The organism is Lysinibacillus sp. FSL L8-0312 (genome assembly GCF_038003285.1).
In the GTDB taxonomy this organism is placed as follows: Bacteria; Bacillota; Bacilli; order Bacillales_A; family Planococcaceae; genus Lysinibacillus; species Lysinibacillus fusiformis_D.
This window is the reverse complement of record NZ_JBBOOV010000001.1, coordinates 611896-624862: the sequence shown is the minus strand read 5'-3', so window position 1 is coordinate 624862 and position 12967 is coordinate 611896. Positions and strand designations below refer to the sequence as shown.

The 12967-nt window shown below is 33.2% G+C and carries 12 protein-coding genes; 2 read left to right on the top strand and 10 right to left on the bottom strand.

The features are described from left to right. Positions 1-67: 67 nt before the first annotated feature. The 3 genes from MHI22_RS03290 to MHI22_RS03280 form a co-directional block, all read right to left on the bottom strand. Positions 68-766: a permease prefix domain 1-containing protein gene (locus MHI22_RS03290; protein WP_340811036.1), complete on the bottom strand. Its 699-nt coding sequence runs from the start codon at positions 764-766 to the stop codon at positions 68-70. Then, a complete protein-coding gene (locus MHI22_RS03285; RefSeq protein WP_340811035.1) occupies positions 753-1103 on the bottom strand; it encodes a PadR family transcriptional regulator in 351 nt (116 codons plus the stop codon). The genes MHI22_RS03290 and MHI22_RS03285 overlap by 14 nt, the downstream gene beginning before the upstream one ends. Before the next feature lie 424 nt (positions 1104-1527). Next, positions 1528-2052: a hypothetical protein gene (locus MHI22_RS03280; RefSeq protein WP_036122515.1), complete on the bottom strand. Its 525-nt coding sequence runs from the start codon at positions 2050-2052 to the stop codon at positions 1528-1530. A gap of 1069 nt (positions 2053-3121) precedes the next feature. On the opposite strand from MHI22_RS03280, the gene MHI22_RS03275 reads away from it, so the two are divergent. Together MHI22_RS03275 and MHI22_RS03270 are read left to right on the top strand one after the other, a co-directional pair. Next, positions 3122-3772 carry a hypothetical protein gene (locus MHI22_RS03275; protein ID WP_340811033.1) on the top strand — a complete coding sequence of 217 codons (651 nt, stop codon included), beginning with the start codon at positions 3122-3124 and terminating at the stop codon, positions 3770-3772. Between the two features lie 646 nt (positions 3773-4418). Next, the gene (locus tag MHI22_RS03270; protein ID WP_340811032.1) at positions 4419-4775 is read left to right on the top strand and encodes a DinB family protein; all 357 of its coding nucleotides are present in this window, start codon (positions 4419-4421) and stop codon (positions 4773-4775) included. Between the two features lie 291 nt (positions 4776-5066). On the opposite strand, the gene MHI22_RS03265 is transcribed toward MHI22_RS03270, so the two are convergent. The 7 genes from MHI22_RS03265 to nikA all read right to left on the bottom strand — a co-directional run bounded on the left by MHI22_RS03265 (position 5067) and on the right by nikA (position 12370). Beyond that, positions 5067-5675, bottom strand: a complete 609-nt coding sequence (locus MHI22_RS03265) for a YpjP family protein (protein ID WP_036122522.1) — start codon at positions 5673-5675, stop codon at positions 5067-5069. Between the two features lie 452 nt (positions 5676-6127). Further along, a complete protein-coding gene (cntE, locus tag MHI22_RS03260; protein WP_051891652.1) occupies positions 6128-7333 on the bottom strand; it encodes a staphylopine family metallophore export MFS transporter CntE in 1206 nt (401 codons plus the stop codon). Continuing rightward, on the bottom strand, positions 7330-8145 hold the full coding sequence (locus MHI22_RS03255; protein ID WP_051891653.1) for an ABC transporter ATP-binding protein: 816 nt from the start codon (positions 8143-8145) through the stop codon (positions 7330-7332). The genes cntE and MHI22_RS03255 overlap by 4 nt, the downstream gene beginning before the upstream one ends. Further along, on the bottom strand, positions 8142-9002 hold the full coding sequence (locus MHI22_RS03250; RefSeq protein ID WP_058843109.1) for an ABC transporter ATP-binding protein: 861 nt from the start codon (positions 9000-9002) through the stop codon (positions 8142-8144). Before MHI22_RS03250 ends, MHI22_RS03255 begins: the two co-directional genes overlap by 4 nt. Positions 9003-9018: 16 nt before the next feature. Further along, the gene (locus MHI22_RS03245) at positions 9019-9825 is read right to left on the bottom strand and encodes an ABC transporter permease (RefSeq protein ID WP_036122528.1); all 807 of its coding nucleotides are present in this window, start codon (positions 9823-9825) and stop codon (positions 9019-9021) included. Next, the gene (nikB, locus tag MHI22_RS03240) at positions 9825-10763 is read right to left on the bottom strand and encodes a nickel ABC transporter permease (protein ID WP_101966620.1); all 939 of its coding nucleotides are present in this window, start codon (positions 10761-10763) and stop codon (positions 9825-9827) included. The genes MHI22_RS03245 and nikB overlap by 1 nt, the downstream gene beginning before the upstream one ends. Before the next feature lie 5 nt (positions 10764-10768). Beyond that, positions 10769-12370 carry a nickel ABC transporter substrate-binding protein gene (gene nikA / locus MHI22_RS03235; RefSeq protein WP_036122534.1) on the bottom strand — a complete coding sequence of 534 codons (1602 nt, stop codon included), beginning with the start codon at positions 12368-12370 and terminating at the stop codon, positions 10769-10771. Positions 12371-12967: the final 597 nt, after the last annotated feature.

The window sequence follows — 12967 nt, the reverse complement described above, 5'->3', positions numbered from 1 at the left end:
AATAACAACTGAATTCGCTCAGTTGCTATTTTTTATTGAAATTTATGGAATATTACTTTCTTAACCTTCAAATAGCATTATGACTTTTTCTTTTATGATAAACATTTATTATAGCCCAAATAAAGAAAAGGACTCCAAAGCATGTAAGTCCGAAAAGCATCGCAAGAAATCCAATATTACGATAATCAAGAACTTTAATTTCCACAAAACTATTATCACTTCCATAATGTAAGTCACTATATACCAAAGAAAATGTATGATTAATGTCTTTATCTAAATTATAAACAGAGGTCTCTCTGTCTTCATTTAGATAAACATTCATCTTTTTTATATAACTAGCTTTACTTAGTAATGTTTTGATTTTCTCTTCTGTTAATTTAGTTAATTTAGTATCGTCTTCAATCAAATCGCCAATTTCGTATGATATTATTGATTGCTCCGATGTTCTTTCATTTCCAATATTTAAAAAGTATGCAAAAACAACAGCTGAAAGAAGTAAAAGGGCTATCCCAATATAAAGAACCCATTTAGCAAATGCCTTTTGAACTTTAAATAGCTGGGATACAATAGAACGCATTTCTTTTTCCTCGCCGAATCGTTCAATTGCAATATTAATTGCTTCTTGCTCTGTTCTCCCAGACTCTTTTAATTCACTTACAGCTTCTAAAAGATGATTTTTCATCTCTAACTTTAATTCTTCTATTGCTTTTTTATCTCCACTTGCATTCTGATAAACCGAATTAACATATTTATCAATCTGTTTCAAATTTATCTACCCCTTCGATAAATGTATCAATAATTTTTTTTACAAATCTCCATTCCTCACGCTTTTCTTCTAAACCATCTTCACCTAAAGGTGTAAGTTTATAATATTTTCTTCTTCCGCCTGGTCCCTGTTCATCACCCCAGTATGAAGAAATCCATTTGTTTTTTTCTAATCGCTTTAAAGACAAATAAAGCGTACCTTCTTTTAATTCAAATTGGTCTTCACTTTTTTCACGAACAAATTTTGCTAATTCATATCCATACATATCTCTGCTACGCAATAACGATAGGATTATTGTATCAATATGTCCTTTTAAAACCTCTTTGTTAATTTCCAAGTTTTTCACCTCCATAATTAGTTATAAAATATATTACCTAATAAAGCAAGGTATTCGTTCAAATAGGTATTATAAAAATTCTGATTGCATAATGCGAGATAAAGAATTCGTATTATGCAATCGGGCGCGATTGTGGAAGAAGCGTTGCTGTTCTTATTAAACTCCCATGAAAGAACGTAATCCTCTTTCATTTTCTGTGGTGTAGCGCTGGTTTTTGCGCTACATGGATGGCTAACGGGTAGCTTTAATTGAATATTCACATCCCGAAATAACCAAACTTTTTTATAAAAACCAAACTAGATAAATAAAGATCCAACTGTTTTGATCAAACTTTGTTTCAAAACAGTTGGTTTCTTTCTGTATAAAATCAGCGTTTGCAACTTACTTTTAATAAAAACAAGTAGTCCCTGGTTTTTATTTAAAGCTAAATTGAATTTGCCATTTCAACAAGTAACTCTGGTTTGATGGAATCGGCACCTTTTTTATGAATGCCGAACATATACTGCAAATTATTTTTTTCAAAGACAAAGAACGTATATATTTGATGTTCAAAATAAACTCCTTTACTACCATCTTTGAGTGGATAACTTTCACCTTCAAAGTCCAATTTATGTTTTAAAGACCGAATATCAATTTTAAATATATTCTCTTTTATATGTTCATTTACAAAAATTAAGTTTAAAGTGGTATTCAGATTATATTCAGAATCTACATAAAATTTACCGAATTTGTGTGTAAATGAAATGGTAGAAGGAATTGTTGGTAACTTTACTTCAGTTTTGTAGTATTTTTCAAACGCATGAACAGCACTGTCAAGGGATTTATATCCTCCTTCAGAATATTTATCCACTAAAGAGGACGATTGAGTATTTGCATAAACATTAACACTAAAGGTAAAAATAAAAATGCAACTAATTATAAATAAAATATTACAAACTTTTTTAACCATTTTGCTACACCCCAATCAATAAAATAAAGCATTAATCTCTGAACTGTTTTCAATAAATCTCCCTTCGATATTTAGTATTTCAATAAAAGTATGAATTATTTAGCTGTATTACAAAATATAATTGAAAAAGGATCTAAGTTCACTAACACTTGAACTTAAATCCTTACTCTTTATATTTATTGGGAGACTGAACCTCTTCCAGTACATCTTTCCTTTATTGATGTATCACTACAATATACTTTCACCCTGTAATTACCAGAACTTGGTACAGTCCTATATTGAGTATCAGTGAAATATACTTCATCTCCTATATTATTATTAGAATCTACCAATTGAGTAATAAAGTTAAATTGACCTGTAGATTCATTATTAACTGCTAATTTTTGTCCTTTCTGAGCATAAACATACTCTGAAAAGTCAACTGCTTTAATTTTTCAAATTGGTATGTATGCTCTTTTTTCTACTTTTTTTCAGAGATGTTTACACATGTAGAAACAAGCTACTTTATTTTAATAATCCTTTGACATCTATCACTCTATTAAATCTTAAATTCTAATAAAAACACCCCTTTTCTCAAAAAACTAGACTTTGACTCTTCTTGTCTACTTTTAATTTTACTACCTGCTTATGTAAAACAGAAACTTTATGTTACACATATTTAATAGAAGAGAATAAACTTCATAATATAAAAGAAAAACATTTGGAATTTATATAGAAAACATTCATTTTAATGTTAAAATTTTCTATGAATGGTTTATGTGTATAAACTGTTCCCGAAATATCAGAAAAGAATGGGGGTCTTAAATGAAAAAATCAGTCCTACTTAGAGTATTGGCATTGATAGCCGTATTACTAATCCTTTTTTCAGATGGGATACAAACCTATGATTTTCTCATCCTATTGTTTGCTGTTTTCTTTATAGGTATGCCGTGGTACAAATTTTTCAAAAAGTAAATTTAAAGTTAGAAGGAGTAGTAAATGAAGTAAAAATTAATCCTTTTTGTAATGATTATACTTTTAGCATTTCAACCCCTATCTGTAAATTTAGGTGCTTTGGCTAAAGAAACAAATGAACATAATGATTGTAAGTTGTTCACAACAAGCACCTTTGCAAATTGAAAAGAATGGTTTTCTTAATAACTTAGTAGTCGTAAATGAAGTAAAAGAGGATTTAGATATTGCAGAGAAGTTCACACATAGTGAATACAGTAGAGAAGACTTTGATTGGCAAAATACTGAATATATGGATTACGGTAAGAATAAAGATGGTTTGATGATTCCTTATAAAAAGAACAATGAAAGTTTTGATATACGATTACTGACTACTTATGATAAAACAACTGGTGAAGTCGGTGAATTTATCATAATGAAATCAACTCTAGATGTAGAGAATGATGAAATCAATGTTACTTATGCAACATTAAATAACGAAGACATGCTTGGTATGACTCTTGAAGCAAGTACAAATAAGGTAATTGATAAACATGTTTATTTCGATGAAAATTCAGAAGTTTCCCTTTTATCAACTAATAGTGCTAAAGCAGGTTATTGGAGTGATTCATGGGAATGCTTAAAAAACTATTGGTATGATGCTCCTGAACTAACAAAACAAATATGTAGTGCTGCATGTGCGTCAGTAATATTTGGTGGAAATGTTGTAGATGCTGTTGCTTGTGCTAGTTGTTTAGGTTCTCATGTTATGGTATGTCTAATCCACTAATAATTTAATAAATGTAAAATCCCTTCTAAGGACGTTTAAAACGTATTAGTGGGGATTTTTTTATATAGAGTTCTAAATAGTGCCAATAAAACAGAGTGCTGGTTTTTATAATAATGTTCCATTTGCTATCCTTCATCCTCAAAGTGCGACATTAAACTATTCAAATTCATTTACTCCTATTGGCAACACAATTCTCCTAGAATGCGTAACTTAATTAGAGACGTCGCTGTCTAAAGGTGTTCTACCATACGGTGGTTCTACTATAGGGAAACTCCACCAGAGACACCTCCATCATCTTTGCACCATTCTTTAATTAGTTTTGACTCATTTGCACCTTCTAATTCTCCCAACCTTTTAACAGCTTTGCAATAAGCAAAGAAAGTATCATAATCATTGAATTCATTCGATTTATGTTTAAAGTTTTTCAGTCGTATTTAAAATTACCTACTGATTTCTCAGTCAATCTTTCGTCCAATTATTTACACCTCACTATGTCACATTTTCTTTCGATTGATCATTCCAAATATTTAATTCTCCAGCCATATACTTCTTGAACTATGAAATAAAGTATTTTTATAATTTCTAAAAACCCTTCTTATCAATTCATTTATAATAAACATATTAATAAGTGAAAGGATGTATTGATTTGCTGCTTCCATATCGTAATGATCTTAGAAAAATTTTGATACCTTACCTAAACAATCTTGATGAGGAATTTTGGTTTAAGAAACCAGATTTCTATCCAAATAATCTAGCTTGGATAATTTCTCATATATCAAGTAGCGAAGACTATTGGGTGAATGAAATTGGACTTAAAAAAAGTTGTATTTTAAATCTTAACGATGCTTGTTCACCTAAAGATATATTATATAGCTATATTCAAATTAGAGACTATACTGATGACATATTACATATATTAGGAGATTCGCTACTCAATAAACTAGTCGAAATTCTTAAATTTTCAGATGGATGGATGCCACCTTCAGTACCTACACTAAATTAGCTGTTTAATCATGTGTATACGCATGAAGCATATCATGTTGGACAAATCTCGCTTATCGCCCGCATTAATGGATTTCAAAAGCCATTATTTTAACGATGAAATCATCACTTTAGATTCATTTAAATCTAAGGAAATCAAAAAATGATGATTTTAGGGTACATATATTTCATTACCTCCCCCCACTCTGTATATCTCTAAAAGACTATGACAAAAACATTTACTACAAACGTTGATATATCAATGTTTCCAAATAAAAAAACACTCGCATTGTAAACGAGTGTTTCACATCTTTTATGACAACCACTTCGGTGGTGTGTTTTTTTCCCAATAGATATCGCCAAGGTTGTGGTGTACCATGAATTCGTCCTCGGCACTGTGATAGTGGAAGTTATAGTAGTAGCCTTCCTGTGGTCTTTTTTCTGTACGCACATGGAAACGGATTACATCTGCTCCGGTTTCATTGTTAATGACATTGAAAATTTTTTCACCATAATGACCACTTGGCTTTTCAGAGATTGTTAATGATGCAGCGCTTTGATCGCCAAGATTAGCCACTGTCATCGCAATTGCTTCCTCCATTTTTGGGAAGATGATGCTGTCGAATTCATTGCTAATTTTCGGACCGACTTTTGTGCCAAATTTTATGTACGATTGCTCTCTTGCTGCATCTAGGAGTAAGGCATTATAATCGATCTCTTCTTCTTGAATTTGTATCTGTTCGTCTTGATAATCATCATGCTCAGCAGCAACAGCAGTGCTTGTCCTCGGTTCAGGGCCGATGGATGCACGGTTCGAAGGATTGTGATCAAATGCTTCCCAAATTTCATGTGTAGGCGTTATTAAACCAAATGTTAAAAACGCAACCATGATAACTATACTTTTTTTAACCCACGTTTTCATTTTTTGTCACCTACTCTTTATGTACAAATTGGTAATTCTCCTATTATTATATACGTTCTCGCCATTAAAAGGTTTCATATTTCTATAATTCATTGTACAATATTTATGAATAATGTGTCGGTTTTTTAAAGGAGGTACAAATCATGAGCATCGTAATGGGTATTGGTCTTTTATTAATGTTAGGTTACTTATCATCTTTATGCTTCACGGACTAATTTTTTTATTTTGTAATATGTACCCTACAAAGCCCTAAAAGCCTGTTATATGCAGTCTTTTGGGGTTTGTCATTTTTCTTTACTAGGTATGGCCCTTAAATAGCACCCATCTGATCATTCATTCTTTCAACCATCCTAAAAAATATCAGTTCCTAATCAATCTTAAATTAAATATAATGATGTTGAAGCGAAGTCACGCTAAAAATGAAGGTATTTTGGACATTCTCATTGACTTCTTTACTTGGACCTTTGAAGGGCATCACAATGTTCTAAGTTAGTATATTCTCCACTAGCAGTTAAATTATATATAATTGCCAATAAACCAATTACTGAACATGCAGAAAACATCATTGGATATGAACCAAATTGTACGATAATACCCATTACCATCCCACCTAAAGAAAAACCTAAGTCATACGATGCTAAAAATAACCCTAATAATACATGTTTATGTGACTCCGGAATTGCAAAAGAAATGTATGTGGTTAATGTAGGATATAACATCGCTGCTGCTATTCCATTAAATAAAACACTAATATAGACAAACGATCCGATAAGAGGAAGTGCCGCTAGCATCGTTGTCCCAATAATAGAGCTACTCAATATAAGGGTTATGAAACCTGGATGCCACTTTCCATCAGATGGAATATATTTTCTAAAAATAAATCTACTCCCTACAACAACTAGAGCCTGCAGAAATAAATAAAGCCCAACATTCCCTGTATTTGTAGTTAAAAAGTACAGAGGTAAAAATGTCGAGATTGCCCCAAATATACTTGCACCTATAAGCATTACCCCCGAAGAAACGATTAACCCTTTATGCGCACGAGCTAATTTCATTCCTTTTCTCATATCCTCCAAGGTGAACGATACATTTTCTTTTTTTACTTTCGGTAATGGTGATCTAATGAAAAACATAAGAGGTGCAAAAGCTAAGCAGGTAATAAAAATTAATAGCCAAGATACATCTCCTTGAACCCAGATAACCATTGCTAATGCTGGTCCATATAACCCTGGCATGACACTTGATAAAGAATACATTGCCATACCTTGTCCTCTATCTTCATCTCGTAAAGTCTCCGTGATACCCATTTGCATCGACATGGAGAAAAATGCCGTCACGATTCCTTGCAAAATGCGCACAACATAAAGACTTTCAACACCAAGCGATACATACAAAAGGAGTGCTGCTACATGCCCTAGTAATAAATATTTCATTACTGTATGGACACTGTATTTTGATACCATTTGACCAGCCCATGGACGTAACACCATACAAACAAACATATAGATTCCCATCATCAGACCGATTTCTGCCTCTTTCATTCCGTGATTAGCTGCCTGCAAAGGGAATATGACAGTTAATACAGAATTAGCCGTAAAATAAAAAATTGCCAAGCCGTAGTTTTGTAGCATGCTAAAAGATAATGGACTTACTTTCATAATTCCAACTCCTCTTTTAGGTCCAATTGGTGGTGAATAGAATCGATTTTAAGTTGTGAATCCAATAATACTTTTGTGGCCACATGTTTTGCATTCTCTAACTCATCTATCAGTAGTTGTTCCACAATTCTTCCTTTATGCATAATCGCGATTTCATCTGCCAAAAGTCGAGCTACATGTATGTCATGGGTGATAAAAAAGTAAGTTAGTTTTAACTCGTGCTGTAATCGTTTGAGTAGTTTTAAAATACTAATTTGCACCAAGACATCCAAACTATTTACTGATTCATCTAAAACAATCAATCGAGGTTGTGTGGAAATCGCACGTGCAATTGTAATTCGCTGTAATTGTCCGCCACTGAATTGCTGAGGATATTTCATCATATCCTCTTCTGACAGACCAACCATTTTTAGTAACTTTCCTACACGATCCTCTATTTGATTTATATCTAGCTTTTCATATACTAGTATTGGTTCCACAATAATGTCTCTGATTTTAAGCTTAGGATTTACTGCACTATGACAATCTTGAAATACCACTTGTAACGATTGTTGCAATCGTTTTCGTTCATTTATAGTTGTTTTATGTACATTTATCCCATTAAATAAAATCACACCATCATCTGGCTTTTCAATTCCAAGTATCATTTTACCAAGCGTACTTTTTCCAGAACCGCTTTGTCCTAGCAACGTAAAGCAACTGCCTTCTTTTATATTAAGCGACACATTTTCTACTGCCTTTACCATCGAATTTTTCTTCCTAAAAAATCGTGATTGACTATAGCTTTTAGATACTTGCTGTACTTGGATCATCTGTTTGTCCCCTCCATTCTCACCCAGTGGTTCTGATCATATAAGACAAGCTCTCCTGATACTGAACCTTCATACTTATCAGCAAGCTCTTCTAACTTACTATGCTCATCTCGTGCTGCAACAAGCGTTTGAGTGTAAGGATGAATCGGGTGCAATAAAATATGGGAAGTGGGACCTTGCTCAACTACAATCCCTCTTCTCATTACAACTATTTCTTCTGCTAAATTTGCAATAACACCTAAATCGTGCGATACAATCAACATCGACATTGCCGTTTTCTCATGAAGTTTTTTTAATTCTTTTAATATTTCAAGTTGTGTCATAGTATCTAGTGCTGTGGTAGGTTCATCAGCAAGTAATAGCTTTGGCTCAAGGCTTGCTGCAATGGCAATCATGATACGCTGAAGCATTCCTCCGCTTAGTTCATTTGGATATTTGTTTAAGATCTCTACATTACCTAATTGAAAAAGTGCGAGCTGCTCCTTTGCTTTCTCAATTGCTTCCTTTTTAGACATTTTTGTATGTGCTTGAAGCGTTTCAATGAAATGTCCACCAATCGACACAATTGGATTAAACATGGACATTGGATTTTGCATAATGAGCCCAATTTCCTTTCCTCGCACCTCACGCATTTTTCTCTCCTCTATCGAAAGCAAACTCTTTCCATCAAATTCAATACTTCCCTTTGCAGATCGCTCTTTACGGTAAAGATTTAAAATCGTCGAACATAATACAGATTTTCCGCTACCACTCTCCCCAATAATTCCAACAACCTTGCCTTTCAGAACTGATAAGCTCACTTGATTTAGCACCTGTTTATTATGGATAAATACAGTTAAATTTCTAATCTCTAACATATTATTTCACCTCTTCTCACACTGATTTTGGATTAAGTAAATCTCTTAACGAATCACCAAATGCATTAAAAGTTAATACAGTTATTGAAAGCATTACACCTGGAATGATCATTAACTCAGGTTTTATCATTAAGTATGTTTTACTCTCACTAATCATCATGCCCCATTCAGCTGTTGGAGGCGTTATCCCAAGTCCTAAAAAAGACAACTCTGAAATCATTAATATCGTTGAACCTAAACCGATTAGCTTTAGTAGAAGCATTTGCGGAAATACAAACGGTACGATATGACGCCACATAATTTTCAAAGTCGGGACACCGCAAATTTTGGCATAAACCACATAATTCGTTTCTTTTAAACTCACAACCATATTCCGTATAACTCGTGCAAAGCCGACCCAAATTACAATGACAATTGCAATTACTAGATTTCCCATCCCTGCTCCAAGTGCACCAACAATAATAAGCGCAAAAATAAAATTTGGAATTGCGAGCAAAATGTCGCATAGACGCATTAAGACTAAATCAATCCAACCTCCAACATAGCCTGCAGTTATACCAACGACCATACTAATTAGTAGCGTGACTAGTAGTACAATGAGTGCAACAAATAACGACACTCTCGCACCTTCGATTAACCTTGATAAAACGCAACGTCCTAAATGATCTGTCCCAAGAGGATATTGTATTGAAAAACCTTGTAGCTTCATGGCCATATTCGGTAAATGAGGATCATTTGGCATAAGCAATGGTCCAAATATCGCAACAAAAAATAGGATGCTTACAAGAAACGTACTACAGTAAAATGCCCATTTTTTTCTCATCACAATTCCTCCTTTAATCGAATTCTCGGATCAATAAACGCACATATTATATCCGCTAAAAAATTAATGATAATGTAGAAGAAACCAATAATCATAATGAAACCTTGCATTACGTTATAATCTCTCGCTGTTATTGCAGTAACAATATAACGGCCTATGCCGGGTATAGAAAAAATAATTTCAACTATTGCAGCCCCACCAATAAGTACCCCTAATGTCATCGCAAGTGAAGTTATAAATGGTGTCAATGTAGCTTTAAAAATATGCTTACGAATAATGACTGACTCACTTATACCTCTAGCACGTGCAAACGTTATAAAAGGCTTATCCATTTGCTCAATCATATTTGTACGAATCATACGAATGTAAAATGGTACATTGGCCAAAGCTAAAGTTAATGCTGGTAAAATGATTGCATCTAAATTTCCCCATCCCATAAGTGGAAGAAGATTAAGCTTAAAAGCTACAACATAAATCAGAACGAAACCTAGCCAAAAACTAGGCATCGAGGCAATGAAAAATATAGTCATTCTTGTTAGATTATCAAAAGCAGAGCCCTTTTTTACTGCACTAAAAATCCCAAGTGGAATAGAAATAACTAATATTAATAGAAAAGCTACGAGCGCCAACTGAGTTGTAACACCAAAATAGGACAATAATTCCTCACTAACTGCGTTTCCATTCATATATGAAGTTCCAAAGTCGAATTTTAATACTCCACCAAGCCATGTTACATATTGTGTGAGCAAGGGCTTATCCAACCCTTGCTCCTCTCTTGCTTGCTCTAGTATTTCATCTGTTACTGGAATATGGTTTGCCATATAATATGACTCTATCGGATCACCAGGCATAATACGCATGAGTGAAAATGCAATTAACGTTAAACCAATCATTGCTATAGTCATACTAAAAAAGCGGTTTAAAAAGTACTTTGCCATTATTATCACTTCATCTCATATAAATTAATTGGTACCTCAAATTGTTGAGGAGAGAATTTGATTTTTTTGAATACATCATTTGCCACAAGATAATTTTGCTTATATGAAATTGGCATAAAGATAGCCTCTTGCTGAATTGTTTGGATTATACTTTCATATAATGAAGCCCGCTCAGTTACATCTGTAGATCTAATAACACGTGTAATTTCCTCTATAAGTTTGTCACTCGAATCTGTTCCCATAATGGAATAGTTACCAATTTGTTGCTCTCCTGTCATAGTACGTATATACATATGAGGATCATAAGGTGCGCCCCAAGTATCATTCATTACTATGTTGTATTCACCTGCTTTTGTTCGCGCATAATACACTTGATTATCCTCGGCTACCAATTTCACATCCGCACCAACTTCTTTCCAAGCTCCTTGTAAATACTCGTATATTGCTTTATGAATTTGGTCGCTTGAATTGTAAGCCATTAGTAATTCAAGCTTTTCACCATTCTTTGAACGAATCCCAGTTTTTCCATCAACTATCCAGCCAGCTTTATCTAGAATTTTTTTAGATTTTTCTACATCAAAATTATATTCTTCGATTTCAATATCACTATATGGGAATCCTGGTGAAAATAAAGAGTGTGCCTCTTGCTCCATACCACTTAAAATATGATCAATAATAGTTTGTCGATCTAGTGCATGTTGAAGCGCCAATCGTACCTCTTTATATTTAGTTACACCAAAAGTGGTATTAAGAGATAATATACGAGTTGATAGAGGGTCTGAAACTTCAGTCAAATACTCGTCATTCTGTCTCAATGTGGTAAACTCAATTGGAGTAAGTTGGGAACTTCCGAAAATTAAATCAATTTCACCATTTTCTAAAGCCATCATACGCATCTGTGAATCAGCAATATATTTCACTTCTACTTTTTCAATCGAGGGTTTTTCTCCCCAATAATTTTCATTTCTCGTAAATACAGCATGATTTTCATCTGCTTCATTTAAAATCCATGGCCCTGTACCAATTGGTTTCTTGATTCCATCTGCTGTATTGCCACTGTCTGGAAATCCAGCGTCACCTAACATACGTAATGGACGAATTAAAGCCAACTCCTGTAAAAACGGATAATATGATTCTTTTAATGAGACCTTTATTGTTAACTCATCAATTACTTCAACCTCATCAATAACTGTTACTACCTCTAACCAACTATGCGCTAAACTATTTCCGATAACTGTCTCAAAATTACGTTTAACGTTATCTGCTGTTAACATAGAACCATCAGAATATACTACTCCTTCTCGCAAATGAAATGTATATTCCTTACCATCCTCAGAAATATCCCAATTCTCAGCTAATCCTGGAGATATTGTCCCATCATTTCCATAAGCAACTAATGGATCATATAGCAGCGCCTGTGCAAACATTTCGTTTGGTGAATATAAATGAGGGTTCGCCTCTCCTATATCTGACGGCCAAGACATTTTCAATGTATTTTTATTAACACTACTTTCTTCACCAGCATTGGGTGCTGTATCATCGCTACAAGCTACTAAAAAAAGTAAAACAAATAATGGGATAAATAAAAAATATTTTCTCTTTAACATGTTTAGTCTCCTTAAATTCATCGTTATTCCATTTAATTGATGCTAAAATCAATCCACACAAAAAGAAGTAATTTCTAATCTGATTTCTTTTTATAAATAATGTTATTTATTCCTCCCTCCTTCAAATTCACAAAAAGTAATGATTACGCTTTGAACAGGTCGCTCCACCATTATAAATAGTAATGATTACTATTATCAATATTTTTTTATTTATTTTCATTCTACTCCAAACACCCAAAGTCTTTATGTATCTGTATTTCATTTATTAATCTTCCAAAAAACTAACAAATAAACCCATTAGACATTTCAATTAGTATCTTCTATTCATGATTTGACTGCCTCTTTTCAATAAGTATTACCTTTAGGCCAAATTCCTTCATAACATTTCTCGCAATACTACTGGGAACTTTATTTTATTTCTATTTCATAATCTTTTTATGTACCTCTCTTAGACTGTTATTTCACTATTAAGCTAAATGTAAATATAGAAAAATTACTCTATTTTAAAATGGGTATTTTACAATGGGAAGCAGTTCATAGTCTTAATAACAGAGGATTCTACATGGATCTCACACGATTCCAAAGCTTAATGATATG

What these genes read in the sequence shown, in the direction of transcription:
- MHI22_RS03275 (WP_340811033.1), top strand. Translation starts at nt 3,122, where the DNA reads ATGAACATAATGATTGTAAGTTGTTCACAACAAGCACCTTTGCAAATT.
- MHI22_RS03280 (WP_036122515.1), bottom strand. Translation starts at nt 2,052, where the DNA reads ATGGTTAAAAAAGTTTGTAATATTTTATTTATAATTAGTTGCATTTTT.
- MHI22_RS03250 (WP_058843109.1), bottom strand. Translation starts at nt 9,002, where the DNA reads ATGTTAGAGATTAGAAATTTAACTGTATTTATCCATAATAAACAGGTG.
- MHI22_RS03265 (WP_036122522.1), bottom strand. Translation starts at nt 5,675, where the DNA reads ATGAAAACGTGGGTTAAAAAAAGTATAGTTATCATGGTTGCGTTTTTA.
- nikB (WP_101966620.1), bottom strand. Translation starts at nt 10,763, where the DNA reads ATGGCAAAGTACTTTTTAAACCGCTTTTTTAGTATGACTATAGCAATG.
- MHI22_RS03245 (WP_036122528.1), bottom strand. Translation starts at nt 9,825, where the DNA reads ATGAGAAAAAAATGGGCATTTTACTGTAGTACGTTTCTTGTAAGCATC.
- MHI22_RS03255 (WP_051891653.1), bottom strand. Translation starts at nt 8,145, where the DNA reads ATGATCCAAGTACAGCAAGTATCTAAAAGCTATAGTCAATCACGATTT.
- cntE (WP_051891652.1), bottom strand. Translation starts at nt 7,333, where the DNA reads ATGAAAGTAAGTCCATTATCTTTTAGCATGCTACAAAACTACGGCTTG.
- nikA (WP_036122534.1), bottom strand. Translation starts at nt 12,370, where the DNA reads ATGTTAAAGAGAAAATATTTTTTATTTATCCCATTATTTGTTTTACTT.